Consider the following 23,335-nt stretch of genomic DNA (forward strand, 5'->3'; position numbering starts at 1 on the left):
CAACGTGGATGGCATTACTGAAAGGTGCCCAATAGCATTAGCATAAAACTAAAACTTTCATCGCCCATAGGGCCCTCCTCGGTTTAAATATGGCCCGGAGAGGGTAATGTGTTTTGCTAATAAAAAGCAATTGGCGGTGTAGGGTTTTTACGGTTGATATGTAACAGGATGAATATTTATTTTTTAATCGCTATATTCAGAAAATGAAATAACCTATTTTGATGGCGGTAAATACGGTGAAAATAAATCACGGCGAAATAAAACGGCGCGCCTGAATACCGCGCGCCGTAACATTAATAAATCTGCCTGCCGTTGATGCCGGCGGGGAAAATGCCGGTGGCGAACAGATGCCCGTTGGCCTGGATCTGATCGTCGGGCAGCATCTCCAGCGGGAATTCGCCCGCCAGGCAGCTGAGAAAGGCGTTGCGATCGTCGGTGGTGGTAAAACCGATCAAATCGTAGAACAGCAGCGACGCGATCAACTGGCGATGTTCCGGGATGCGCCGCAGCAGCGCCGCCGACGGAAACGGCAGGTGGAAGAAGAACGCGCAGGCGTTCAGCAGCCCCTGTTCCTTCAGCGCCTGCGCGCAGGGCAGCAGCTGGTAGTCGTCGATGCAGACGATGTCGCCCGGACACAGGTGCTCGCAGGCGATATCGGCAAACCGGCGGTTCAGCTGCCGGTAGGCGCGGTAGTTTTCCGGCGTGAAGTGCGCTTTCTCCGGCTGGTTGTGGAACACCGGCCACAGGCCGTCGTGGTAGTAGCCCTGATAGTGGCGGCGGAACTCTTCGAGCGACAACGGGAAGGTCACCTGATCATAACCGGCACGTTGGCGGCAACTGATCGGGCGCTGCGCGAAATTCTGCACGTCGCCGTTCCAGCCGAGCCACAGCCCCGGTTCGGCGTCGGCCGCCAGCGTCTGGCCGGCGCAGGCCAGATCCTTGCCGTCGCACTGCTTGTTGGAAATCAGCACCAAACGAGACATGAGGGTCTCCTTATCAGTGAAGGGCACGCAGGGCGTGCGCCGAACCATCGGCGCGCCAGGGCGCTTGCAGAGCGGGCAGCGTGACGCGCAGGCCGCGCAAAGCCGGGTGCGCCAGGCAGCAGCGCGTCAGCCAGCTTCCCAGCCCGACGCCGCGGTACTCGGCGCTGACGAACAGTTCGCTCACCGAGGCGAAGGTGGCGTAGTCGGTCACCATGCGGGCGAAACCGAGTAGGTGGCGCTTGCGGTATAGCCCGAAGCACAGGCCGTGGTGTACCAGGCGCTCCGCCGCCGCCCGATCCTGCAGGCTGAGGAAACGCTGGATCGCGTCGATATCCAACAACTGCCGATCGGTGCTGATATGAAAAACGCCTTTGCGCCAGCAGAGCAGCGGCTGCACGGACGCCCGTTGCGGTTGCATGTTCATGATTATCCTTAGGTTAACGAATCGGAGGTCGGTTACAGCATCCAGCCGAGTTCGGCGGCGGTGACCTGTTCCTCGAAGCGGCGCAGCTCGGCGCTTTTGCAGGTGTGCCACAGGGTACAGAACGCCGGGCCGAGCAGCTCACGCAGCGGATCGCTGTGGCGGAACAGTGCCAGCGCCTCCTGCTGGCCGAGCGGCAAGGGCGCGGCGTTATCGCTCTCGCAGCCGTTGGCGGCGGGCGGCAGCGGCAGCGGGTGTTCCAGCCCGTGCAACAGGCCGCCGAGCATCACCGCCAGCGCCAGATAAGGGTTGGCGTCGGCGCCGGCCAGGCGGTATTCGATACGCTGGTTGGCGCTGTCGGCGCAGGGCAGGCGCAGCGCCACCGTGCGGTTGTTGTGGCCCCAGGAGGCGCGCAGCGGCACGTGCATGCCGGGGCGGAAGCGGCGAAACGCGTTGATGTTGGGCGCCAGGATCGCCATCGATGCCGGCATCAGCGCCAGCATGCCCGCCATCGCCTGCTGCATGTTATCGCTCAGTTCGCCCGGCGCGCCGGTCAGCAGGTTCTCGCCGTGCTCGTCCTGCAAGCTGATATGGACATGCAGCCCGCTGCCGGCGGCGTGGGCGCAGGGCTTGGCCATAAAGCAGGCGTGCTGGTGATGCTGCTCGGCAATCTGCCGCGTCAGGCGTTTCAGCGCCATGATCTGGTCGCAGGCTTCCAGCACGCGCCGGCTGTGATGCAGGTTCAGCTCGTACTGGCCGGAAGCGGCTTCGGCCACCACGCCGGTCAGCGGCAGGCTTTGCAGCCGCGCGTGCCGTTCGATGTCGCTCAGCAGCGCATGGTGGCGCTCGGGCGCATCCACCGCGAAGCTCTGCGTCGGGCAGGCTTCCGCCTCGGCGGGGCGCTGCGGATCCTGCAGGTAGAACTCCAGTTCGGCCGCCACCACCGGGAAGCAGTTGCGCTCGTGCAGGCGCTTCAGCACCCGTTGCAGCACCACACGCGGCTCCAGCTCGCAGGCGCCGCCGTCGGCGTTTTGCATCGTCAGCAGCAGCTGGGCGTGGCGTTCGGGATCGCGCGCGCAGGGGCGCAGCGTGCCGGGCACCGGCAGGCACAGCCGATCCGGCTCCCCCGCCCGCTGCCCCAGCCCGCTTTCTTCAATCACCCGGCCGTGCAGATCCAGGGCGTAGATCGACAGCGGGAAGTAGCAGCCTTTTTCCAGGCCAAAGGCTTCGGCGATCGGCAGGCGCTTGCCGCGCAGCTGGCCGTTCAGATCGTGCAGATAAATATCCAGCTGTTCGGTATCCGGATAGCGCTGCAGGTAGTGTTCCAGCTCTTTGCGGAAGGTGCGCGTCGGCGATGTGGGCAGCTCCGCCAGCAGAGGATTGAAGCCGATGATATTAGAATGCATGGCGCGCTCCAGAACGAAGACCGGTCACGGCCAGAGGCAGGGATAAATGCATGAGACAACTCTCTTGTGAGGCCATAGCGGCGATGTGAAAAGGGTATCTGCGGCGGCAAAAACTGTCTGTAAAAACGCCGTAACGTTAACGGGGCGCGGAATAAAAATGCCGTAAAGAGCGCGGCGGGTTGGCCGGGGCGGCACGGTCTATACTGGCGAGATGGGCCGTAGAAGGAGAGATAACGATGAAGAGAATAGGGCTGCTTATCGCCGCGCTGGCCGCGTTCCACGCCACCGCGTCTTCCCCACAGGCGTGGGCCGAGAGCGAACGGGCGATGCGCGCCGCCTGCCTGAAAGCCAGCGGGCTAAAAAACGCCAGGGTGGAAGGGGAGATTATTCACTACGGTGACGACGTCGGCTATTCGGCGCTGTTTATCGGTGGGCGCTACCCGCAGCCGTTTATGAAAAACCAGCCGGGCAGGGAGCTGTGCTTATATCAGCGCGCCACGCAGAAGGCGGCGGTGCAGGCGGTGGAGGGGGAATAAATAATCCCAGTCTCCTTACTGTAGCTGTATTTCTCCCTTGGGATTAATTCTTAAGTTGAATTTTTTCATGTATTTACGCCTTTCCGTGTCGTTATTCATCGAGATGCCGAGCAAGACTGAGTATTCTCCCGCTGCCCAGTTTACTTGCGGATAGGTGACGCATTGTCCCGGTTTCAGGTCAGGCAACGGAGTGATTTCTGGTGAGGTCCAGACGATATGCCATTGCTGTTGTTCCTGTCGTGAGACGATCACTCCCCGGTTTTGCAGTTTGTCGCCGCTGCGAACGCTGTTGATAGGCACGGCAAAGCAAGGTTGATTGTCTTTGAGCGAGACATCCAACGGATGGTACCAGGGCTGAGTGGATTGACAGCCGTTCAGTAGCAGTACGCACAGCAAAGAGAGATAACGTCTTGTCATAATAAGGTGTTCCGGTTCTTTGGATTTTTCAGGAAAGCTCGCAATACCCATTCATAGCGTTTTTTGATGTCTGGCCCAATAATGCCGCTGTAGTTGGTGGCTACGTGGAAGCGATGGGCGGCACGCTGCGCCTGGACATTGAACTGCCGGGCGGCAAGCACGTCGGGTTTACGGTTTAAGCGCAGGCTGCCCGCCACTCCCCGCCATCTCCCGTTCGATTACCGTCGCCAGCGCCTGCGCAGCGGAAGAGAGCTGATGCTGCGCCAGGCGGATCAGGCCAACGCGCCGTTCGATGATCGGGCCGATCAGCGGCACGCAGACCGCCCCCAGCTCATCCATCTGTTTCTCGCACAGCGCCGGCACCGCGCTGGCACCGAGGCCATTGGCCACCATGCGCCCGACCGTCACCAACTGGTGGCTTTCAAACGCCACCTCCAGCGTTCGCCCGCTGCGGGCCAGCTCCTGCTCCAGCAGCAGCCGCACCGCCGATGGCCGCTGCAGGGTGATGAAATCCAGCGTCAGCAGCTCCTTCCAGCTCACCTGCGCCTTGCGCGCCAGCGCCGAATCCTTCGGCACCACCGCCAGAAAGCGATCGCGGCACAGCGGGGTGAAGTGCAGGGTGTCGCTCGGCTCCGGCTCGAAGGCGATGCCCATCTCTACCCGCCCTTCGCGGATCATTTCAAACACCTGTTCGTTGATGACGTCGTGCACCGCCACGTTGATGCCGGCGTAGCGATCGCGAAACGCCTTGAGGATCGGCGGCAGCGGGTTGCCGGCGAACGACGGCATGGCGGCGATCGCCACCTTGCCCATCTGCAGGGTGAAGCGCTGACGCATCGCCTCTTCCGCGTTGTCCCAATCCGCCAGCAGCTGGCGCGCCATCGGGAAGAAGGTTTCCCCCTCCGGCGTCAGCGTCACCCGGCGGGTGGTGCGCAGCAGCAGCGGCCCGCCCAGCGCGTCTTCCAGCCCACGGATCGCCAGGCTGAGCGCCGGCTGAGAAATATTCAGCCGCTCGCTGGCCTGGGCGAAATTCAGAGTGTGAGCTACCGCTAAAAACGCGCGTAACTGTTTGATGCTCATTTTCATTTTGGCTTTCGTTAACTCTTTGTTAATTGTCGGTTAACGACTGATTAATAAAAATTCTAAATGAATGCGGCATAAAAACAAAATTAACAAATCATTTTTGTGACCTGAAGATGCCCTCACGCAAGCCAGGGCATTTCGCCCTGCGCCGCAACATGCAGGGGCAACGATATGGCAGGGCTCGACAAACGCGTCGGCAGCTACCAGGAAGCGCTGGCAGGCCTGACGGACAACATGACGGTGCTGGCGGGCGGCTTTGGCCTGTGCGGCATCCCGGAAAATCTGATCGAAGAGATCCGCCGGCGCGGCGTGCGCGGGTTGACGGTGGTCTCCAACAACTGCGGCGTCGACGGGTTCGGTCTCGGGCGGCTGCTGGAAACCCATCAGATCCGCAAGGTGGTGGGATCGTACGTCGGCGAAAACGCGCTGTTCGAGCAGCAGGCGCTCAGCGGCGAGCTGGAGGTGGATCTCACGCCGCAGGGCACGCTGGCGGAGAAGATCCGCGCCGGCGGCGCCGGCATCCCGGCGTTCTTCACCGCCACCGGTTACGGCACGCCGATCGCCGAAGGCAAAGAGGTGCGCGAGTTCAACGGCCGCCCCTACATCATGGAAACCGCCATCACCGGCGATTTCGCCATCGTGAAAGGCTGGAAGGCCGATTACTTCGGCAACGTCATCTACCGCCACACCGCGCAGAACTTCAATCCGCTGATGGCGACCGCCGGGCGCATCACGGTGGTGGAAGTGGAAGAGATCGTCGCACCGGGCGAGCTGGATCCGGCGGCGATCCACACCCCCGGCATCTACGTCGATCGGCTGATTCAGGGCACCTTCGAAAAGCGTATCGAACAACGCACCCTGCGGGCATAAGGAGAATTCGCATGCTTACCCGTGAACAAATGGCGCAGCGCGTGGCGCAAGAGCTGAGGGACGGTTACTACGTCAACCTGGGCATCGGCATTCCGACGCTGGTGGCCAACTACGTGCCGGCGGGCATGGACGTGATGCTGCAGTCGGAAAACGGCCTGCTGGGGATGGGCGAGTTCCCGACCGAGCAGCAGCTGGACGCCGACATGATCAACGCCGGCAAGCAGACGGTCACCGCACGCCTCGGCGCGTCGATCTTCGATTCGGCGCAGTCGTTCGCCATGATCCGCGGCGGCCACGTCGATCTGACCGTGCTGGGGGCGTTTGAAGTGGACGTCGAGGGCAACATCGCCTCGTGGATGATCCCCGGCAAGATGGTCAAGGGCATGGGCGGCGCGATGGATCTGGTGGCGGGGGCGGAGAACATCATCGTGGTGATGACCCACGCCTCGAAAGGCGGCGAGTCCAAGCTGCTGCCGCGCTGCACGCTGCCGCTGACCGGCGCCCGCTGCATCCGCAAAGTATTGACCGATCTGGCCTATCTGGAAATTGAAGACGGCGCCTTCGTGCTGCGCGAACGCGCGCCCGGCGTCAGCGTGGCGGAGATTGTCGCCAAAACCGCCGGCCGGCTGATCGTGCCAGAGCAAGTGCCGGAAATGCGTTTCTGAAACGGGAGGTGAATGTGCAACAACGTGAAGTGGTGATCGTGGGGGCGACGCGCACGCCGGTCGGCAGTTTTCACGGCGCGCTGGCGCCGCTGACGGCGGTGGAACTGGGCACGGCGGCGGTGCAGGGGCTGCTGGCGCAAAGCGGCGTGCCGCCGCAGCAGATCGATGAAGTGATCCTCGGCCAGGTACTGACCGCCGGCTGCGGGCAGAATCCGGCGCGCCAGACCGCGCTGAACGCCGGGCTGCCCGTGACGATCCCGGCGCTGACCATCAACAAGGTGTGCGGCTCCGGTTTGAAGGCGGTGCATCTGGCGGTGCAGGCGATCCGCAGCGGCGACGCCGACGCGGTGATCGCCGGCGGCCAGGAGAGCATGAGCCAGTCGCCTTACCTGATGGCCGGCGCGCGCGCCGGCCTGCGCCTCGGGCACGCGCAGATGGTGGACAGCGTGATCCACGATGGCCTGTGGGACGCGTTCAACGACTACCACATGGGCATCACCGCCGAGAACCTGGCGGAGAAATACGCCATCAGCAGGGAAGAACAAGACAGGTTCGCCCTGCGCTCGCAGCAGAAGGCGCAGGCGGCGCAGCAGGCCGGGCGTTTCGCGCAGGAGATCACGCCGGTGACGGTGCCGCAGCCGAAGGGCGAAGCGCTGCGGGTAGAGCGCGACGAACAGCCGCGCGACACCAGCCTGGAGGCGCTGGCGCGGCTGCGCCCGGCGTTTCGCAAAGAGGGCACGGTGACCGCCGGCAACGCCTCGTCGCTCAACGACGGCGCCGCCGTGGTGCTGCTGATGAGCGCGGAAAAAGCCGCTGCGCTGCGTTTGCCGGTGCTGGTGCGCATCGCCGGTTACGCGTCGTCGGGCGTCGATCCGGCGATCATGGGCATCGGCCCGGCGCCGGCCGCGCGCCGCTGCCTGGAGAAAGCCGGCTGGCGGCTGGAGGACGTCGATCTGATCGAAGCCAACGAAGCCTTCGCCGCGCAGGCGCTGGCGGTGGGCAAAGAACTGGGCTGGGAGGCAGAGCGGGTCAACGTCAACGGTGGGGCGATCGCGCTGGGGCATCCGATCGGCGCGTCCGGCTGCCGCATTTTGGTGTCGCTGCTGTACGAAATGCAGCGCCGCGAGGTGAACAAGGGGCTGGCGATGCTGTGCATCGGCGGCGGGCAGGGCGTGGCGCTGGCGGTAGAGCGCCCGTAAACAACCGAGGAGGGCACCATGCAGTCATCTGACTATGCGGTACTGGGCGCCGGGCTGATGGGGGTGGGTATCGCCACCCACTTTATCCGCCACGGCCATGAGGTGCTGCTGTATGACCCGGATCCGCAGCGCCTGGCGGAAGCGCCGGCGGTAGCGAGCGGCATTCTGGCCGAGCTGAGCGACGTCGGGCAGTTTGATCGCGGCGAACGCGAAGCAGTGCTGGCGCGCCTGCGCGTGACCGGCGATCTGAATGGCGTGGCGCGCGCCCGGCTGCTTATCGAGGCGATCCCGGAACGGCTCGAGCTGAAGCACGCGCTGTATGAGCAGTTGGAAGGGCTGATCGCCGACGACGCGGTGATTGCCAGCAACACCAGCGGCCTGCCGCCGGACGAGTTGGCGGCGCGCATGACCCATCCGCAGCGCCTGCTGATCGCCCACTTCTGGCACCCGCCGCACCTGATCCCGCTGGTGGAGATCGTGCCCGGCCGCGCCACCGATCCGCGCCATCTGGCGGCGGTGCAGGCGCTGCTCGGCGGGATGGCGTTGGAGGCGGTGCTGCTGGAGCGCGCCGCGCCGGGGTTTGTCGGCAACCGGCTGCAGTTTGCGGTGCTGCGCGAGGCGCTGCACATCGTCCACAGCGGCATCGCCAGCGCCGAGGTGGTGGATCAGGTGATGCGCGCCTCGCTGGGGCGGCGTTACGCCATGGTCGGCCCGCTGGAGGCCGCCGACATGACCGGGCTGGCGACGGTGGCGGACATCGCTCGCCACCTGTTCCCGGAACTGGCGACCGGCGACGAGATGATGGCGCTGGTGGAACAGCGGCTGCGGCGCGGCGATACCGGCCAGCGCAGCGGCCGGGGATTTTATCTTTGGGATGAAGCGCGCAGGGAACGCATTCAACGGCGACGGGCGCATCAGCTGCGCTTTGCGCTGAAACCGTAATTTCGCACGCCGTACCTGACAATAACAACGATAGCGAGGTGCCTGATGAGCGTTTTGATTGCCCTGGCAGCACTGGGATTACTGATGCTGGCCGCCTACCGCGGCTACAGCGTGATTTTGTTCGCCCCGATCGCCGCGCTGGGCGCGGTGCTGTTGACCGATCCCGGCGCGGTGGCGCCGACCTTCACCGGGCTGTTTATGGAGAAGATGGTCGGCTTCGTGAAGCTCTACTTCCCGGTGTTCCTGCTGGGGGCGGTATTCGGCAAGCTGATCGAGCTGTCCGGCTTCTCCCGTTCGATCGTCGCGGCGGCGATCCGTATTCTCGGCCGACGCCACGCCATTCCGGTGATCGTGCTGGTGTGCGCGCTGTTGACCTACGGCGGGGTGTCGCTGTTCGTGGTGGCGTTCGCGGTCTATCCGTTCGCCGCCGAGCTGTTCCGCCAGAGCGGCATCCCCAAGCGGCTGATCCCGGCCACCGTAGCGCTCGGCGCCTTCTCCTTCACCATGGACGCCTTGCCCGGCACGCCGCAGATCCAAAACATCATCCCGACCAGTTTCTTCGGCACCAATGCCTGGGCTGCGCCCTGGCTGGGGCTGATCGGCTCGCTGTTCATCATCGCGGTCGGTTTGCTGTATCTTGAACGCCAGCGGCGCAAGGCGCAGCTGAAGGGGGAGGGTTACGGTACCGATCTGCTGAACGAGCCGGAAACCCCGGACGACATCAACCTGCCGAACCCGCTGATCGCCATCCTGCCGCTGATTTTGGTCGGGGTATTCAACCTTGGCTTCACCCATTGGATCCCGCAGTGGTACGGCGCCAGCCATGAGCTGACGCTGCCGGGGCTGGCCAAGCCCATCACCACCGATGTGGCGAAGATCACCGCCATCTGGGCGGTGGAAGCGGCGCTGGTGTCGGGTATTCTGCTGGTGGTGGTGTTCGGCTTTCGCAATATTCGCGGCCGGCTGGCGGAAGGCAGCAAGACGGCGGTCGGCGGCGCAATTCTGGCGGCGATGAACACCGCCTCCGAATACGGCTTCGGCGCGGTGATCGCCGCGCTGCCGGGCTTTTTGGTGCTGTCGCAGGCGCTGTCGGCAATCCCCAACCCGCTGCTGAACGAAGCGATCAGCGTCACCCTGCTGGCCGGCATCACCGGTTCGGCCTCCGGCGGCATGAGCATCGCGCTGGCGGCGATGGCCGATAACTTCGTGGCCGCCGCCCATGCGGCACACATTCCGCTGGAGGTGCTGCACCGGGTGGCCTCGATGGCCAGCGGCGGCATGGACACCTTGCCGCACAACGGCGCGGTGATCACCCTGCTGGCGATCACCGGCCTCAGCCACCGGCAGGCCTATGGCGGCATCTTCGCCATCACCCTGATCAAGAGCGCCGCGGTGCTGTTCGTGATCGGCGTGTTCTACCTGACCGGCATTGTTTAAAGGAGCGATACCATGAGTGTACAAGGCAAAACCGCGCTGGTGACCGGCTCGACCAGCGGCATCGGCCTCGGGATAGCATCCGTGCTGGCCGCCGCCGGCGCACGCGTAATCCTCAACGGCTTAGGTGACGTGGAGCAGGCGCAAGCGCAGGTCGCGCAGCTGGGCGCCGTGCCGGGGTATCACGGCGCCGATCTCGGCGATGCGGGCCAGATAGCGGACATGATGCACTATGCCGAACGCGAGTTCGGCGGCGTGGATATTCTGGTGAACAACGCCGGCATTCAGCACGTGGCGCCGCTGGATCAGTTCCCGGTGGAGAAATGGAACGCCATTCTCGCCATCAACCTGTCGGCGGTGTTCCACACCTGCCGATTGGCGCTGCCGGGGATGCGCGAGCGCAACTGGGGGCGCATCATCAACGTGGCGTCGGTGCACGGGCTGGTGGCGTCGAAAGACAAGTCGGCCTATGTGGCGGCCAAGCACGGCGTGGTGGGGCTGACCAAGACGCTGGCGCTGGAGACCGCGCGCACGCCCGTCACCTGCAACGCCATCTGCCCCGGCTGGGTGCTGACGCCGCTGGTGCAGCAGCAGATCGACAAACGCATTGCCGCCGGGACCGATCCGCAGCAGGCATGCGATGAGCTGTTGGCGGAGAAGCAGCCTTCGCAAGCGTTCGTCACGCCTGAGCAGCTCGGCGAGCTGGCGCTGTTCCTGTGCAGTGATGCGGCGGCGCAGGTGCGCGGCGCTGCCTGGAACATGGACGGCGGCTGGCTGGCGCAGTAGTGAATTCTCTCTCCCGGAGCGCGCAACGCGCTCCGTCGTTATTTTCCGCCTTTAGTTAATTCCCCTGCGTGACGGTTTACCTGCGGCAATAATATTTATTTGTTATTTGCTATCTTTATTCCCGGATAATCACGCCGGGTTATTTTGGATAAAAGATGCGGATTGGTTTATTTCGTGCTGCGGTTATTACATTGTTTTTCTTCGCGTTACAGATGAACACGTTTATGCTGAAAATAAAGCCAACCTGGAATAATGGCAGATTATGACGTGAATTTTTATATCTTGCGTGCGCTGTTTACATCGGGTAATTATTTCCGCGTGGCTTAAGACCACCGTGTTTATAACAATAATTTTTTCGGGCAGGGGTAATAATGAGAAAAAATACAACGCCAATATTCATTGGCGGCGTCTTGCTGTCGGCGTTATCCGCCGGCGCACAGGCCGAGATCACCATTCTGGATAAAAACCCGCAGAGTAATGTGTTGCTGGCGCCGCTCAGTTTAAAGGTGGGCGGCAGCATTCGCCCCGAGTGGATCTTCAATAACGGCCCGGAGCCGGGCTATGACAAAAACGGCCACGACGGCGGCACGCGTTTTCGCTTCAGCGGCGACTATGCGCTGACGCAGGACACCTCGATCATCGGCTATTACGAGTGGGGCGTGGATCTTGCGCACGCGCTCAGCTGGGACGGGCACTATAACGAAGACGGCAAGCGCGACTATCAGCGCCAGCTGTACGCCGGTTTCAAGGACGATCGTTACGGCACCCTCACCTACGGCCATCAATACGGCATCTATTATTCGGTGGTCGGCATCAAAAGCGACGTCTGGGATAACGATGGCCATGCGGGCGGCACCGGTATCGGTATTTCCGGCGACTACGACGGCGGCAATAAACCGAAAAACAGCATCAAGTACACCAATGATTTCGGGCCGGTGACGCTGTATGCCAACTATTTATTGCCGGAAGACGATCTGCACACTGCGGATAACCTGATTTACCGCCGCAAGGGCGGAGGTGGGTTGGGCTTCGATTACAAGGTGACGAAAGACTTCACCTTCAGCGCGGCCTACAGTTATACCGATGCGAAGATCAAAGACAATCTGTACAGCGAAAAGGATTATCACCAGCAGCTGTCCGGCACCGCGTTGACCTGGCAGCCGAACAACTGGTACATCGTCGGCACCGCCAGCTATTACAAAGACTATGTGCCGAGCACCCGCCAGCGCACACTGTCGCACTTCTTCGCCGGTGACGGCTACGGGCTGGAAGGTTTTGTTGGTTACACCTTCAATATCGACAAGCCGTTCCTCAAATCGATCCAGCCTTACGTGGCGGCGGACTCGCTGCGGCTGAAGGGTGACGAGGCGTATCACGCCAACCACGTTTACCTTGGCGCGGGCACCACCATTGGTTACGGTCTGTCGGTGTATGTGGAGCGCACGCTGGCCAACAGCAGCGACAACGAGCCGGACTCCACCTGGATTACGGTGTTCTACGACTTCTGATCCACCTCTTGCCAGGCCGGCATACGCCGGCCGTTCACATGCTGATCGCGCCGCCCAGGGGTTGCCCGGAGGCGTTGCGCTCCGCCAGATAACGCGCCGGCGGTTTGCCCACCGCCTTTCTGAACATGGTGACGAAGCCGCTGGCGCTTTCATAGCCCAGATCCAACGCTACCGTCTGTACGCTCTCGCCCTGCGTCAAGCGCTGCAGCGCCAGCATCACGTGCAGCTGGCGCCGCCAGTGGCCGAAGCTCATGCCCATCTGCTGTTGCAAGGTGCGGCTGAGGGAGCGCTCGCTCATGCCGATGCGCTGCGCCCACTGCCCGAGGGTGGATTTGTCCGCCGGGCAGCTCAGCATGCCTTCGGTCAACTGCCGGATGCGCGCGTCGTCTGATACTGGCAGGTGCAGATTCTCGATCGGCGCGGCCACCAGTTGATCCAGCAGTACCGCCGTCAGGCGCCCTTCGGCGCCCTGTTCGTCATAGAGCGGCTCGAAGGTGGTGGCCTGCAGCAGCAGCTCGCGCAGCAGCGGCGAGACCGACAGCGTGCAGCAGCTTTGCGGCAAGCCTGGGACGACGTGTTGATCGACGAACAGGCAGTAAGCTTCCGTTGAGCCGGCGCCTTGGGCGTTGTGCAACACGTTGCCCGGCATCCACAGCGCGCACTGCGGTGGCACCAGCCACAGGCCGTTTTCCACTTCGCAGCGGATCATGCCGCGCACGGTATAGATCAGCTGCGCCTTTTGATGACGGTGCGGCTCGACTTCCCAGTCCTGTTCGATAGTGGAACTCTGTACGGCGAACAGCGGGCGTGGCACCTGATCGATATCGAGATTGCGGCGAGGGATCTGTACTTTCATGAGAACAATTCTCAATTTGGCGGAATTGAAAAGTATTATGTCCTGATTGCGCAATGTGGTCTAGCGTCGGTGCCGATAAAGTAAACGCCAGTCCTAAAACCCTTTCGCGAGGAAACTGATTATGTCACTCGATACCGCCACTTTTCCGCTGGTGTGGATGCGCCGAAACGGGCGCGATACCCAGGCCGAGCTGGCTGAATTCAGCGCGCTGTTGGCGCGCGCCGAACCCTTTGTCTTGATGACCGACCGCAGCGTCGGCGATGAAGGTGAAGAGCACGATCGCGATGCCCGCACCCTGGTGGCGCTGTGGAAACGCGATAACCGCGAGGCGCTGAAGCAGTGGGTGAAAGGCATGATCATGCTGGAGCCGGACGACGCCAAACGCGCGGCGGCGGAAGAATTCGCCGAATACGGCGCCAAATTCTGGGGTTATCCGATACTGGTGGCCACCGATGAAGCCACAGGCCGGATGCTGGCGCAGACATTACTGAGCAAATAAGGGGAATACCATGCACCAGCAACAGGTGATTGAACAGCTGCTGGCCTGGATCGAGCAGAGCCTGGATCAGCCGCTGACGCTGAACGACATTGCCGCCAAGTCCGGCTACTCCAAGTGGCATTTGCAGCGGATATTCAAGCAGCATACCGGCCATATTCTCGGCACTTACGCGCGCCGCAGAAGGCTGACCGCCGCCGCGCGCGAACTGCGCCTGACCGGCACCAGCGTGGCCTGCATCGCCGATACTTACCAGTTCGATTCACAGCAAACCTTCACCCGTTGCTTTCGCAAGCAGTTCGGTCTGCCGCCGGCCAGCTATCGCCGCAGCCAGGATTGGTCGAGCTATGGCCTGCAGCCGCCGCTGCGGCTGACCGAGGCGCCGTTGCCGCAGGCCGACATCGTGACGCTGCCCGCCATGCAGCTGGTGGGCAACACCCAGCGCCGCAGCTTCACGCTGGGGCAGTTGGCGGACTCCAAGTGCGAGCTGCGCCGCCATGCCTGGCGGCAACTGCTGCGGCCGCAGGCGCTGCCGGAGGTGGTGTACGGCCTCACCAGCCTGGAGGTCGACAGGCAACGCCGGGGCTGCCCGCGTATGGCGTATACCGCCGCTTTGCCGGACGAAGGGGCGATGGGGGAGCGGGTGACTATCGAACAGGGGGAGTATGCCCGTTTCACCTATCAGGGGCAGGCGGAAGGGTTACAAAACTTTATTGTCCGATTGTATGACACTGCCATGCCGCAGATGAACGCCATCCGCCGGCCGGGGCAGGATATCGAGCGTTTCTACCCGGCGCAGGAGGGCTGTTGCCCGCTCGGCGGCGCGGCGATCCGCTGTGAATATCTGATCCCCATTCGGCGGGTGGAAGCGTTGGCCGCCGCCAGTTAGGCGGCGGTTCTCGCAAAAAATCGCCTTCGTGGCGCGTCAGGTTACAAAAAATTGCGATATTACATCGGTAATGGTTCACACTTTGATTGATGTGCACATATAATGCGCATCCGGTCAAACCCCCCTGGCTTTTCAGGCCGCAGCGCCGTTGGCTGTCGGCTGAAATTCAACGGGGTAAAGTGGCCGTAGAAACCGATATCCCTAATCGCCAGTGGCCTTGACCAACACGAAGATGAAAATGAGCATTCGCGCGTTATTAACCCTGTTTACGGCACTGGTTGCTTTCAGCCAGGCTGCCTTCGCCGTCGTTTACCCGTTGCCGCCAAAAGACAGCCGTTTGGTGGGCGAGAATATCCAAATCACCGTACCGGAAGACAGCAAACTGCCGCTGGAGAGCTTCGCCGCCCAGTATCAGATGGGGCTGAGCAACATGCTGGAGGCCAACCCGGGCGTGGATCCGTTCCTGCCGAAGGCCGGCAGCACCCTGACCATCCCGCAACAGCTGATCCTGCCGGACGCGCCGCGTGAAGGCATCATCATCAACAGCGCCGAAATGCGTCTGTACTACTACCCGAAAGGTTCCAACACCGTCGTGGTGCTGCCGATCGGCATCGGCCAGCTGGGTAAAGACACCCCGCTGAACTGGACCACCACCGTGCAGCGCAAGAAAGACGGCCCAACCTGGACGCCGACCGCCAAAATGCGCGCCGAATACGCGGCTGACGGCGAAATCCTGCCTGCGGTGTTCCCGGCCGGCCCGGACAACCCGATGGGGCTGTATGCGCTGTATGTTGGCCGCCTGTATGCCATCCACGGCACCAACGCCAACTTCGGCATCGGCCTGCGCGTGAGCCACGGCTGCGTGCGTCTGCGCGCCGACGACATCAAGTACCTGTTCGAAAACGTGCCGGTCGGCACCCGCGTGCAGTTCATCAATGAACCGATGAAAGCCACCGTCGAACCGGACGGCTCGCGCTATGTGGAAGTGCACAACCCGCTGTCGGCCAACGAAGAGCAGCTGCAATCGAAAGATCCGGTGCCGCTGACCATTTCCGCGCCAGTCGGCAAAGTGCTGATGGACGCCGGTGTTAACCAGAGCGAAGTGGACGCGGCGATCAAGGCCCGTTCCGGTATGCCGGTGAAAGTGAACTGAAAGCCTTCCGGTCTCAGTGAAAATGCCAAGAAGACGCCTGCGGGCGTCTTTTTTTATGCTTGTAAAACATGTTGTTGCGTGTGCGTTCGCAATGATGCCCTCAGCATTGCACAGAAAGAAGTCATGATGCGCGCCATCATGCAAATCGGGTTTCCCATGGTGGCCATCATCGAGTTTGAGGTGATGCTGGCGAGAAGGAATGCTCTGGAAAAGTGTTTCACTCAGTGCTATGTTTTATGGGGAAGTCATTGCAATGCGTACATTTAAAACTCGTTGGTTTAGCAAGAAGGCTCAGGCGCACGGCATTACCGATAAGGCATTATGTCGGGCGGTACACGATGTACAACGGGGTTTGGCTGTGGATTTAGGCGGTGGTGTATTTAAAAAACGTCTTAATCACAATCGGGACCGTGCGTTGGTATTAGCGAAAAACGGTCGGCATTGGGTGTATGTTTTTTTGTTTGCCAAGCAGGTCCAGGCCAATATCTCTGGGGCGGAATTGCAAGCTTTTCGCAAGTTGGCGGTGCATTTTGGCGCGTTGAGCGACGAAATGCTCCAATCCTTGGTCGTAAAGAACGAATGGATGGAGATTTGCCATGAAGAAGGAAAAAACGTTTCGGAGTCCGGCCTTTGAGGCGATTCACAGCGCGGCTGAAGGATTGCATCGTACTGGCGCCATTTCTCTGGAAACCCTACGCAGTTTCGACGAGTCTTGCCTTGCTCCGGTCGAGATGTTGCAGCCCCAAGAGATCAAAGCCTTGCGTGAGCAGCTATGTTTAAGCCAACCGGTTTTTGCCCGTTATCTGAATACCAGCGTGTCGACCATACAGAAGTGGGAGACGGGAGTGAAACGGCCCGGCAGCGTGTCGCTTAAGCTGCTTTCGATTGTACGTAAGCACGGGCTTGAGGTCTTGTTGTAGTGACCGTTTGGGTTGTCACTATTCTCACATTATCCTCTCTGGCTTTGGCTCTCTGAAATGCCCGAATCGCAATTATTCCAATAAAAACTATCGCTAATTAATAAGTTATATCTTCTCCGTTATCGCCTGCCATTGAAAAAATTCTCGCAAAAAAACCACACTGTGAAAATAAGATCACACAAGCGTAACAAAAGGTAAACATACCCCTCCTATATTGGCTGCTTCGCTTTTGGGAGGGAGTGTCATGCGTAACTGGAACGAACCGAAAAAGAACAAAGCGCACATCGAACTGATCCCGATGATCGACGTGATGATGTTTTTATTGGTGTTTTTCGTCTTGATTAGCCTGAACGTCATTCCGGCGCTCGGGCTGAAAACGCAGCTGCCGTCCGCCGGCAGCGCGCAGCAGCTGAAACCGCAGAAGAAAGCGATCATCACGCTGGGGGCCGACGAACAGCTGCAGCTGGATGGCCAGCCGATTGCGCTCGGCGCGTTGGTCACTACGCTGAAGCAACAGCAGCAGGCCAACCAGACCACCACCACCATCATCGTCAACAGCGACAAGGGCGTGGCGGTCGAGCGGCTGGTGGCGGTCATGGACAACCTGCGCCAGGGCGGTTTCTTCTCCGTCTCCATCGCGACACGGAAGCTGTGACATGTATCTGCTCTATCGCTCACGTCATCTTTTCAGCTGGCTGCCGGCGCTGATTGTCGCCGGTTGCCTGCTGTTCGCCAGCCAGCAGGCGGCGCTGAAGATCCAGCCGCGCTACGACGAAACTGCCATCGAACTGGCGCTGGTGGAGCCTGAACCGGCGCCTGAACCTCAACCGGAAACGCCGCCGGAACCTCAGCCCGAACCGCCGCCGCCCGAGCCGGAGCCGATCCCCGAACCGGTGGTGCCGGCGCCGGAACCGATCGTGGAAGCCAAGCCGGTGCCGAAACCGCAGCCGAAGCCGAAGCCCAAGCCGGTAAAAGAGAAAGCCAAACCGGTAGAGAAACCTAAACCGACGCCGGCGACCGCCGCGCCGCGCGCGCTGGTCAGCAAACCGGCGGCGCAGCCCGCACCGGCCGCCCCCGCGGCGCCGAAGGTGAACGCGCAGGCGATTGAAAACGGCTATCTGCTGGCCTTGCGCCGCGAGCTGGAACAGCGCAAGCGCTACCCAAGCGGGCGTCAGGCCTCACTCGAGCGCCCGCAGGGCAACGTCGAAGTGTGGCTGGAGGTCGATCGCAGCGGGCGGGTGCTCTCTTCCGGCATCGCCAACAAAGCCGCCAGCATGCTGCTGAACCGCGCGGCGATGAGCAGCCTGCAAAGCATCAGTTCAGTGAAGCCGTTCCCGAGCGAGGCGTTCGCCGGGCAAACAACCAAAAGATTTACCGCGACGTTCAATTATCAGGCGCCTTAGCGCAAGGGTTAATCGTTTGATTTTTATGGGATGCACACAATGAAATCGTTTAATCGTTCTGGGATCTATCTGGCGGTGATGTCGGCGATGCTGCCGGGCGCCGCGCTGGCGGCCGACGCCACCGATGTCGGCACCATCAGCGTCAAGGGGCAGTCGCTCGGCGGCGGCATGATGGTGCAGGATGACAGCGCCAAGGCGCGTTCTACCGTCACCAAAGAGGCGATGGATAAAATGCCGTCGGCGGCCAACGCCATCGACAAGCTGAAATACACGCCGGGCCTGAACGTCAACAGCAACGACGCCAGCGGCCTGAGCGGCGTGGACTACACCATGCGCGGCATGAACTCGGATCAGATCGGCCTGTCGATGGACGGCATTCCGATCAACGACTCCGGCAACTACGCGGTATACCCGAACCTGCTCGGCGATGCGGAAAACCTGGAGGAGGTGTTCGTCACCCAAGGGTCTTCCGAAGCGGACGGCCCGCACATCGGCTCCAGCGGCGGCAACATCGGCCTGGTGACGCGCCGCCCGGCGAAAGACTTCGGCGGTTTCGTCAAGCAAACGCTGGGCAGCAACAGCCTGAGCAAAACCTTTGCCCGCCTGGAGACCGGCGAGTACAACGGCTTCAGTAACTGGCTCTCCTATTCGCACACCGAAGCGAAGAAGTGGCGCGGCGAGGGGCGACTGTATTCCGACAAATTCGAGATGAACTCGCTGTACGAAGACGGCAACGGCAACAGCAGCAACCTGGTGATGAAGTACAACCGCCAGAACAACACCAACTACAACACTCTGAGCAAGGCGCAGTTCCAAAACGACGGCCGTGACACCGACTACGTCACCACACCGGAGTACAACAGCAAAGGGCAGTTGAACAAGTACTACAAGATTGAACGCAACCCGTTCGAAACCTTCACGCTGTCGTTCACCCAGAAGCTGCAGCTGCGCGATAACCTGTCGCTGACTCTGCAACCGTATTACTACTGGGGCAACGGCGGCAGCTTCAACGGCCAGACGGCCTCGGTGCTGTCCAGCACGTCGGACAAGGCCGGGCAGTATGACCTCAGCAACCTGCAGTCCAACACCTATTACCGCCCGTCGTGGACCCAAACCTGGCGGCCGGGCATCACCACCAAGCTGAAGTGGGACATCAACGATCAGCACAGCCTGGACATCGGTTACTGGTACGAGCGCGCGCGCCAGCTGCAGACCCAACCGTTCATCAGCATCAAAGATGATGGCAATCCGGCGCAAATCTCGGGCAAACCGGGCGGATCCGATCAGGTGAAGGACGCCAACGGCAATACGGTGCAGGGGCGCAACCAGTACACCATCACCCCGGCGCAGAAGGTGTGGCTGCAGGACACCTGGTTCGCCACGCCGGACTGGACCTTCGTCGGCGGCCTGGCCTATCAGTACGTGGAGCGCAAAGGGGACAACCGCGGCAGCCTGTACAACGTGCCGGAGAAGCGCAAAGCCACCTATCACGAATTCCTGCCGAACTTCAGCGCCAGCTATAAGGTGAACCAGGAAAACCAGGTGTTCTACAACCTGACGCGCAACATGCGCACGCCGCCAAACTACGTGCTGTACAACGTCGGCGACTCGCTCAGCACCAAGCCGGAACTCAGCTGGAACCACGAACTGGGCTGGCGTTTCCAGCAAGAGGACATGCTGCTGAGCGCCACGCTGTTCTACATGCGCTACAGCGATCGCCAGATCTCCACCACCAACTCGGCCGGCGATTACGAGATGATGAACATCGGCAATGTGGAGAACAAAGGGCTGGAGCTGGAGTGGAGCGGCCAACTGCCGCATAACTTCAACTACTACACCTCATATACCTATACCCAATCGAAGCAGAAGAGCGACATCGTCAGCAACGGCGGGCAGCCGCTGCCGACCTCCGGCAAAGAAGTGCCGAACGTGCCGAAAAACCTGCTGAACATGACGTTGGGTTATGACGACGGGCTGTATTACGGCAGCGTCAGCGGCAAGTACGTCAGTGCGTTCTACGGCGATCTAACCAACGACGAGAAGATCGGCGGCCGCACGGTGTTCGATCTGGCGGCGGGGGTGCATCTGCCGGTGGACAAGAAAATCGTCAAAAGCGCCGCGCTGCGCTTTGGCATCAGCAACCTGTTTGACAAGGAATACCTGACCTCGGTGCGCACCACCACCTTCAACGCGGCGCCGTACGGCGGCGTGAAGGCCAGCACGCCGTATTACAACGTCGGCGAAGAACGCACCTTCAGCGTCTCGCTGGAAGCCACCTTTTAACTGAATACCCCGCCGCCTGCCCGGCGGCGGGGAAGAGGAGCCCTGTATGGACGCCAATCTGTTGCACGACATTATTTTCTACGTGATGTACGCCGCGCTGGCGATCGCGCTGGTGATCATCATCGAACGCACGCTGTACTTCGCCTATACCCAACGCCAGGCGCGCCGGCTGGAGCAGGCGCTGACGCCGGACGTACGCCGCGCCGCCGATCTGCCGGACGAGCTGACCCAGCGCAACAGCCTGCCGATGGCGGTGATCGCGCCGGTATTGGCGCAGAAGCACCGCGCCGGCGACCGCGAGGCGATCGGCGATCTGATCGACGCCCAGTACCTGCTGAGCAAGCCGCCGATGGCGCGCGGCCTGTGGCTGCTGGAAACCGTGGTCACCGCCGCGCCGCTGCTGGGGTTGCTCGGCACGGTGATGGGGATCATCGAAACCTTCAAGGCGCTGGCCGCCTCGGGGGTGTCCGAGCCGAGCCTGGTGTCGGCCGGGATGGGCACCGCGCTGTACGCCACTGGCCTCGGCATCGCCATCGCGCTGCTGTGCCTGGTGGCCAACAACTTCCTGCAGAGCCGCACGGAGCGCATCAACGAGCTGCTGAAGGTGCTGCTGATCCGCGCCGGCCAGCCGACCAGCCGCCCGGAGAACGGCAGCGGCGAACAATGGGTTGACAGCGGAGCGCCGCGCTATGCCTAATGGCCATCCAGTACGGCGGCCGCTCGGCCGCCTTTATGCGGCATTGTGGAGCGGTTGTTTGTTGATGTTGAGCCAGAGCGCTGCGGCGCGTTTTGCGATTCCCGGCTATGAGCTGGTGTACACCGCGCCGGTGGAAACCGCGCTGCAGGCCGACGACCTGCGCAACACCGCCGAGGTGTGGCGCGAGATGTTCGACGCGGCGAAAACCCGCATCGACCTGGGGCAGTTTTACGTGGCGAATCAGGACGGTTCGCTGCTGGACGGCGTGCTGCAGCACCTGAAGGCGGCCGGTGAGCGCGGGGTGAAAATCCGCTTTTTGGTGGAAGAGAAGGGCATTCGCATTTCTACCGCCGAAACGCTGGAACAGCTGAAGACGATCCCCAATCTGGAGCTGCGCATCATTCCTTACCAGAAGCTGAGCGGCGGCATCCTGCACGCCAAATATCTGCTGGTGGACGGCGAGCAGGCGTTTGTCGGCAGCCAGAATTTCGACTGGCGCGCGTTGGAGCATATTCACGAAACCGGGCTGCGCATCAGCGATGCTAAAGTGGTGGGGCAGATCCAGGCGATCTTCGAACAGGACTGGCGGGCGCAGGCGCTGTTGGCGCAGGATAAGCCGGTGCCGGCGTTGCCCGATTCGCCGCCGACGGCGCAGCCGCAGGGCAACTATCTGGTGGCCAGCCCGCGCGCCTACAACCCGGCGGGGGTGATTGACTCGCAGGCCGAGCTGCCGCGCTTGCTGGCCGGCGCCAAACGGCGGGTGCGGGTGCAGGTGATGGACTACGCGCCGCTGTCGTTTGGCCCGGAGCGCAGTCGCCCCTTCTACGCGGTGATCGACAACGCGCTGCGCAGCGCGGCGGCGCGCGGCGTGCAGATCGAGCTGATGGTGGCCAACTGGAACACCAAAAAGCCGGATATCGCCTGGCTGAAGAGCCTGGCGCTGGTGCCGAACGTGCAGGTCAAGGTGGTGACCATTCCGCCGGCCAGCAGCGGCTTCATTCCGTTTGCCCGCGTGATCCACAGCAAGCTGATGACCATCGACGACGAGATTGCCTGGGTGGGCACCAGCAACTGGACCGGCGGCTATCTGGACAACTCGCGCAATCTGGAGCTGGTGATGCACAGCGCGGCGATGAGCGGGCGGTTGGACCAGCTGTACCAACAGCTGTGGAACAGCGTCTACGCCGAACCGTTGCGGCTGGATTACGACTACCCGACGCCCAAACCGGGCGGCGAATCCTGACGGTCAGGGCGCGTTAACCCGCGCCCCGCGTTGTTTATCGCCGCCAGCCGGCCTTCTCCAGCGCCGTCACCAGCTGTTCGGCGCTTAACCCTTCCGCCCGGTGGCCGTTACCGCTAACGGTATTGGCCGCCAGCAGTGCATTGACGATCGCTTCTTCCACCGCTTCCGCCGCCGCGGCGAACAGCGCCGAAATGTAGTCGTTGTTCACCATGCGCAGCGGCGTGGTAAAAGCGCCTTTATTGGCGTAGTCGGCGGGCGGCAGGCCGTCGTTGCCGGTGGCGAAGGCGATAAAGATATCGCCGCTCGAATCCTCGGTGCCGCCGCCGGTGCGGGCGATGCCGATGCTGGCGCGCTGCGCCAGCCGCGCGCACTGGTGCGGCAGCAGCGGCGCGTCGGTCGCCAGCGCCACCACGATGGAGCCCATGCCGGGATGCGGCAACTGCGGCGTGAACGGCGAGGGGATATGCCCCAGATGCCGGCCCACCGGGTAACCGCCGACCAGCAGCGACTCGCGCTTGCCGTGGTTGGCCTGTACGATGGCGCCCACCGTCCAGCCGCCTTGATCGGCAGGCAAGCGGCGCGAGGCGGTGCCGCTGCCGCCTTTGAATTCATGGCAGATCATGCCGCTGCCGCCGCCGACCGCGCCTTCCTTCGGCAAGCCGCCCTGGGCCGCCTGCTGCGCCTCGCGCACGTGCTCGGCCTTGACGTGAAAGCCGTTGATGTCGTTGAGCAGGCCATCGAAGGTTTCCATCACCACCGGCATATTCCAATACACCGCGTTGTCGCCCGCGGGCAGCGCTTCACGCTCCAGCGCGATCAGCGCATCGCGCACCACGCCCACGCTGTGGGTGTTGGTGAAGGCGATCGGGCTGGTCAGCAGGCCCGCTTCGCGCACCCATTCCAGGCCGGTGGCGTCGCCGTTGCCGTTCAGCACGTGCACGCCGGCGAAGCAGGGCGCGTGGCGGGCGGAGCCGGGGCGCGGTTCGATCACCGTCACGCCGGTGCGCACGCTGCGCCCGTCCGCCAAGTCGGCATGAAGGCTGGCATGGCCGACGCGCACGCCGGGCACGTCGGTGATGGCGTTCAGCGGGCCGGGCGTGCCCTGGCCGATGATGATGCCCAGATCCTGAGCGCGCTGCGTCATG

At 62.1% G+C, this 23,335-nt stretch carries 26 protein-coding genes; 18 read left to right on the plus strand and 8 right to left on the minus strand.

Going from position 1 to position 23,335, the window contains the following annotated elements:
• Positions 1 to 293 precede the first annotated feature (293 nt).
• Genes ACMGGW_RS01255 through ACMGGW_RS01265 form a run of 3 tightly spaced genes read right to left on the minus strand, consistent with a single transcriptional unit; the run spans position 294 to position 2,810 of the window.
• Positions 294 to 983, minus strand: a complete 690-nt coding sequence (locus ACMGGW_RS01255; RefSeq protein ID WP_197832124.1) for a trehalose-6-phosphate synthase — start codon at positions 981 to 983, stop codon at positions 294 to 296.
• A 13-nt stretch (positions 984 to 996) separates the two neighbouring features.
• Positions 997 to 1,407, minus strand: a complete 411-nt coding sequence (locus ACMGGW_RS01260) for a GNAT family N-acetyltransferase (protein WP_043136244.1) — start codon at positions 1,405 to 1,407, stop codon at positions 997 to 999.
• A 32-nt stretch (positions 1,408 to 1,439) separates the two neighbouring features.
• The gene (locus ACMGGW_RS01265; RefSeq protein WP_197832125.1) at positions 1,440 to 2,810 is read right to left on the minus strand and encodes a glutamine synthetase; all 1,371 of its coding nucleotides are present in this window, start codon (positions 2,808 to 2,810) and stop codon (positions 1,440 to 1,442) included.
• A gap of 236 nt (positions 2,811 to 3,046) precedes the next feature.
• Here ACMGGW_RS01265 and ACMGGW_RS01270 point away from each other — a divergent pair, with 236 nt between their 5' ends.
• The gene (locus ACMGGW_RS01270) at positions 3,047 to 3,346 is read left to right on the plus strand and encodes a hypothetical protein (RefSeq protein WP_033651399.1); all 300 of its coding nucleotides are present in this window, start codon (positions 3,047 to 3,049) and stop codon (positions 3,344 to 3,346) included.
• Positions 3,347 to 3,361: 15 nt separating this feature from the next.
• On the opposite strand, the gene ACMGGW_RS01275 is transcribed toward ACMGGW_RS01270, so the two are convergent.
• The 3 genes from ACMGGW_RS01275 to ACMGGW_RS01285 are packed head-to-tail and all read right to left on the minus strand — an operon-like array spanning position 3,362 to position 4,849.
• The gene (locus ACMGGW_RS01275; protein WP_072070302.1) at positions 3,362 to 3,763 is read right to left on the minus strand and encodes a putative T6SS immunity periplasmic lipoprotein; all 402 of its coding nucleotides are present in this window, start codon (positions 3,761 to 3,763) and stop codon (positions 3,362 to 3,364) included.
• Positions 3,760 to 3,960, minus strand: a complete 201-nt coding sequence (locus tag ACMGGW_RS01280; protein ID WP_193389596.1) for a hypothetical protein — start codon at positions 3,958 to 3,960, stop codon at positions 3,760 to 3,762. The genes ACMGGW_RS01275 and ACMGGW_RS01280 overlap by 4 nt, the downstream gene beginning before the upstream one ends.
• Positions 3,932 to 4,849: a LysR family transcriptional regulator gene (locus ACMGGW_RS01285; protein ID WP_049272489.1), complete on the minus strand. Its 918-nt coding sequence runs from the start codon at positions 4,847 to 4,849 to the stop codon at positions 3,932 to 3,934. Before ACMGGW_RS01285 ends, ACMGGW_RS01280 begins: the two co-directional genes overlap by 29 nt.
• 168 nt (positions 4,850 to 5,017) lie before the next feature.
• Here ACMGGW_RS01285 and ACMGGW_RS01290 point away from each other — a divergent pair, with 168 nt between their 5' ends.
• The 7 genes from ACMGGW_RS01290 to ACMGGW_RS01320 all read left to right on the plus strand — a co-directional run bounded on the left by ACMGGW_RS01290 (position 5,018) and on the right by ACMGGW_RS01320 (position 12,250).
• Positions 5,018 to 5,716 (plus strand): CoA transferase subunit A, encoded by a 699-nt coding sequence (locus ACMGGW_RS01290; RefSeq protein WP_033648567.1) that lies wholly within the window; start codon positions 5,018 to 5,020, stop codon positions 5,714 to 5,716.
• Between the two features lie 11 nt (positions 5,717 to 5,727).
• Entirely contained in the window at positions 5,728 to 6,381 is a 654-nt protein-coding gene (locus tag ACMGGW_RS01295) for a CoA transferase subunit B (protein WP_016929227.1), read from the plus strand.
• A gap of 14 nt (positions 6,382 to 6,395) precedes the next feature.
• Positions 6,396 to 7,580: an acetyl-CoA C-acetyltransferase gene (locus ACMGGW_RS01300; protein ID WP_049207783.1), complete on the plus strand. Its 1,185-nt coding sequence runs from the start codon at positions 6,396 to 6,398 to the stop codon at positions 7,578 to 7,580.
• 18 nt (positions 7,581 to 7,598) lie between these two features.
• Entirely contained in the window at positions 7,599 to 8,522 is a 924-nt protein-coding gene (locus ACMGGW_RS01305) for a 3-hydroxyacyl-CoA dehydrogenase NAD-binding domain-containing protein (protein WP_197832126.1), read from the plus strand.
• Positions 8,523 to 8,564: 42 nt separating this feature from the next.
• On the plus strand, positions 8,565 to 9,959 hold the full coding sequence (locus ACMGGW_RS01310) for a GntP family permease (protein ID WP_197781138.1): 1,395 nt from the start codon (positions 8,565 to 8,567) through the stop codon (positions 9,957 to 9,959).
• A gap of 12 nt (positions 9,960 to 9,971) precedes the next feature.
• On the plus strand, positions 9,972 to 10,742 hold the full coding sequence (locus ACMGGW_RS01315; RefSeq protein WP_197832127.1) for a 3-hydroxybutyrate dehydrogenase: 771 nt from the start codon (positions 9,972 to 9,974) through the stop codon (positions 10,740 to 10,742).
• 371 nt (positions 10,743 to 11,113) lie between these two features.
• On the plus strand, positions 11,114 to 12,250 hold the full coding sequence (locus tag ACMGGW_RS01320) for a porin (RefSeq protein WP_025305156.1): 1,137 nt from the start codon (positions 11,114 to 11,116) through the stop codon (positions 12,248 to 12,250).
• A 34-nt stretch (positions 12,251 to 12,284) separates the two neighbouring features.
• On the opposite strand, the gene ACMGGW_RS01325 is transcribed toward ACMGGW_RS01320, so the two are convergent.
• Complete coding sequence (locus tag ACMGGW_RS01325; protein ID WP_025305157.1) at positions 12,285 to 13,106, minus strand: AraC family transcriptional regulator; 822 nt, start codon at positions 13,104 to 13,106, stop codon at positions 12,285 to 12,287.
• Positions 13,107 to 13,227: 121 nt separating this feature from the next.
• Here ACMGGW_RS01325 and ACMGGW_RS01330 point away from each other — a divergent pair, with 121 nt between their 5' ends.
• The 10 genes from ACMGGW_RS01330 (at position 13,228) to ACMGGW_RS01375 (ending at position 22,190) form a co-directional block, all read left to right on the plus strand.
• Positions 13,228 to 13,605 carry a hypothetical protein gene (locus tag ACMGGW_RS01330; RefSeq protein WP_060434112.1) on the plus strand — a complete coding sequence of 126 codons (378 nt, stop codon included), beginning with the start codon at positions 13,228 to 13,230 and terminating at the stop codon, positions 13,603 to 13,605.
• A gap of 10 nt (positions 13,606 to 13,615) precedes the next feature.
• Positions 13,616 to 14,491: a helix-turn-helix domain-containing protein gene (locus ACMGGW_RS01335; RefSeq protein WP_197832128.1), complete on the plus strand. Its 876-nt coding sequence runs from the start codon at positions 13,616 to 13,618 to the stop codon at positions 14,489 to 14,491.
• A 232-nt stretch (positions 14,492 to 14,723) separates the two neighbouring features.
• The gene (locus ACMGGW_RS01340) at positions 14,724 to 15,644 is read left to right on the plus strand and encodes a L,D-transpeptidase family protein (RefSeq protein ID WP_025305160.1); all 921 of its coding nucleotides are present in this window, start codon (positions 14,724 to 14,726) and stop codon (positions 15,642 to 15,644) included.
• Positions 15,645 to 15,897: 253 nt separating this feature from the next.
• Positions 15,898 to 16,278, plus strand: coding sequence for a type II toxin-antitoxin system RelE/ParE family toxin (locus ACMGGW_RS01345; RefSeq protein WP_033641319.1), 381 nt, complete (start codon positions 15,898 to 15,900; stop codon positions 16,276 to 16,278).
• The gene (locus ACMGGW_RS01350) at positions 16,241 to 16,564 is read left to right on the plus strand and encodes a helix-turn-helix domain-containing protein (protein WP_049294784.1); all 324 of its coding nucleotides are present in this window, start codon (positions 16,241 to 16,243) and stop codon (positions 16,562 to 16,564) included. Before ACMGGW_RS01345 ends, ACMGGW_RS01350 begins: the two co-directional genes overlap by 38 nt.
• Positions 16,565 to 16,808: 244 nt before the next feature.
• The gene (locus ACMGGW_RS01355) at positions 16,809 to 17,219 is read left to right on the plus strand and encodes an ExbD/TolR family protein (RefSeq protein WP_025305164.1); all 411 of its coding nucleotides are present in this window, start codon (positions 16,809 to 16,811) and stop codon (positions 17,217 to 17,219) included.
• A gap of 1 nt (position 17,220) precedes the next feature.
• Positions 17,221 to 17,967 carry an energy transducer TonB family protein gene (locus ACMGGW_RS01360; protein WP_049294785.1) on the plus strand — a complete coding sequence of 249 codons (747 nt, stop codon included), beginning with the start codon at positions 17,221 to 17,223 and terminating at the stop codon, positions 17,965 to 17,967.
• A 39-nt stretch (positions 17,968 to 18,006) separates the two neighbouring features.
• Positions 18,007 to 20,250 carry a TonB-dependent receptor family protein gene (locus tag ACMGGW_RS01365; protein WP_049204587.1) on the plus strand — a complete coding sequence of 748 codons (2,244 nt, stop codon included), beginning with the start codon at positions 18,007 to 18,009 and terminating at the stop codon, positions 20,248 to 20,250.
• A gap of 46 nt (positions 20,251 to 20,296) precedes the next feature.
• The gene (locus ACMGGW_RS01370; RefSeq protein WP_197832129.1) at positions 20,297 to 20,947 is read left to right on the plus strand and encodes a MotA/TolQ/ExbB proton channel family protein; all 651 of its coding nucleotides are present in this window, start codon (positions 20,297 to 20,299) and stop codon (positions 20,945 to 20,947) included.
• On the plus strand, positions 20,940 to 22,190 hold the full coding sequence (locus ACMGGW_RS01375) for a phospholipase D-like domain-containing protein (RefSeq protein WP_089196479.1): 1,251 nt from the start codon (positions 20,940 to 20,942) through the stop codon (positions 22,188 to 22,190). The genes ACMGGW_RS01370 and ACMGGW_RS01375 overlap by 8 nt, the downstream gene beginning before the upstream one ends.
• Before the next feature lie 34 nt (positions 22,191 to 22,224).
• Here the strand turns inward: ACMGGW_RS01375 and ACMGGW_RS01380 are convergent, their stop codons facing one another.
• The gene (locus ACMGGW_RS01380; protein WP_197832130.1) at positions 22,225 to 23,334 is read right to left on the minus strand and encodes a P1 family peptidase; all 1,110 of its coding nucleotides are present in this window, start codon (positions 23,332 to 23,334) and stop codon (positions 22,225 to 22,227) included.
• Position 23,335 lies beyond the last annotated feature (1 nt).

This window comes from Serratia sp. BNK-4, assembly GCF_048685115.1.
Lineage (GTDB): Bacteria > Pseudomonadota > Gammaproteobacteria > Enterobacterales > Enterobacteriaceae > Serratia > Serratia bockelmannii.

Coding starts and splice junctions, on each gene's coding strand:
- ACMGGW_RS01255 (WP_197832124.1), bottom strand. CDS start 983: ATGTCTCGTTTGGTGCTGATTTCCAACAAGCAGTGCGACGGCAAGGAT.
- ACMGGW_RS01260 (WP_043136244.1), bottom strand. CDS start 1,407: ATGAACATGCAACCGCAACGGGCGTCCGTGCAGCCGCTGCTCTGCTGG.
- ACMGGW_RS01265 (WP_197832125.1), bottom strand. CDS start 2,810: ATGCATTCTAATATCATCGGCTTCAATCCTCTGCTGGCGGAGCTGCCC.
- ACMGGW_RS01270 (WP_033651399.1), top strand. CDS start 3,047: ATGAAGAGAATAGGGCTGCTTATCGCCGCGCTGGCCGCGTTCCACGCC.
- ACMGGW_RS01275 (WP_072070302.1), bottom strand. CDS start 3,763: ATGACAAGACGTTATCTCTCTTTGCTGTGCGTACTGCTACTGAACGGC.
- ACMGGW_RS01285 (WP_049272489.1), bottom strand. CDS start 4,849: ATGAAAATGAGCATCAAACAGTTACGCGCGTTTTTAGCGGTAGCTCAC.
- ACMGGW_RS01290 (WP_033648567.1), top strand. CDS start 5,018: ATGGCAGGGCTCGACAAACGCGTCGGCAGCTACCAGGAAGCGCTGGCA.
- ACMGGW_RS01295 (WP_016929227.1), top strand. CDS start 5,728: ATGCTTACCCGTGAACAAATGGCGCAGCGCGTGGCGCAAGAGCTGAGG.
- ACMGGW_RS01305 (WP_197832126.1), top strand. CDS start 7,599: ATGCAGTCATCTGACTATGCGGTACTGGGCGCCGGGCTGATGGGGGTG.
- ACMGGW_RS01315 (WP_197832127.1), top strand. CDS start 9,972: ATGAGTGTACAAGGCAAAACCGCGCTGGTGACCGGCTCGACCAGCGGC.
- ACMGGW_RS01320 (WP_025305156.1), top strand. CDS start 11,114: ATGAGAAAAAATACAACGCCAATATTCATTGGCGGCGTCTTGCTGTCG.
- ACMGGW_RS01325 (WP_025305157.1), bottom strand. CDS start 13,106: ATGAAAGTACAGATCCCTCGCCGCAATCTCGATATCGATCAGGTGCCA.
- ACMGGW_RS01330 (WP_060434112.1), top strand. CDS start 13,228: ATGTCACTCGATACCGCCACTTTTCCGCTGGTGTGGATGCGCCGAAAC.
- ACMGGW_RS01335 (WP_197832128.1), top strand. CDS start 13,616: ATGCACCAGCAACAGGTGATTGAACAGCTGCTGGCCTGGATCGAGCAG.
- ACMGGW_RS01340 (WP_025305160.1), top strand. CDS start 14,724: ATGAAAATGAGCATTCGCGCGTTATTAACCCTGTTTACGGCACTGGTT.
- ACMGGW_RS01345 (WP_033641319.1), top strand. CDS start 15,898: ATGCGTACATTTAAAACTCGTTGGTTTAGCAAGAAGGCTCAGGCGCAC.
- ACMGGW_RS01350 (WP_049294784.1), top strand. CDS start 16,241: ATGAAGAAGGAAAAAACGTTTCGGAGTCCGGCCTTTGAGGCGATTCAC.
- ACMGGW_RS01355 (WP_025305164.1), top strand. CDS start 16,809: ATGCGTAACTGGAACGAACCGAAAAAGAACAAAGCGCACATCGAACTG.
- ACMGGW_RS01360 (WP_049294785.1), top strand. CDS start 17,221: ATGTATCTGCTCTATCGCTCACGTCATCTTTTCAGCTGGCTGCCGGCG.
- ACMGGW_RS01365 (WP_049204587.1), top strand. CDS start 18,007: ATGAAATCGTTTAATCGTTCTGGGATCTATCTGGCGGTGATGTCGGCG.
- ACMGGW_RS01370 (WP_197832129.1), top strand. CDS start 20,297: ATGGACGCCAATCTGTTGCACGACATTATTTTCTACGTGATGTACGCC.
- ACMGGW_RS01375 (WP_089196479.1), top strand. CDS start 20,940: ATGCCTAATGGCCATCCAGTACGGCGGCCGCTCGGCCGCCTTTATGCG.
- ACMGGW_RS01380 (WP_197832130.1), bottom strand. CDS start 23,334: ATGACGCAGCGCGCTCAGGATCTGGGCATCATCATCGGCCAGGGCACG.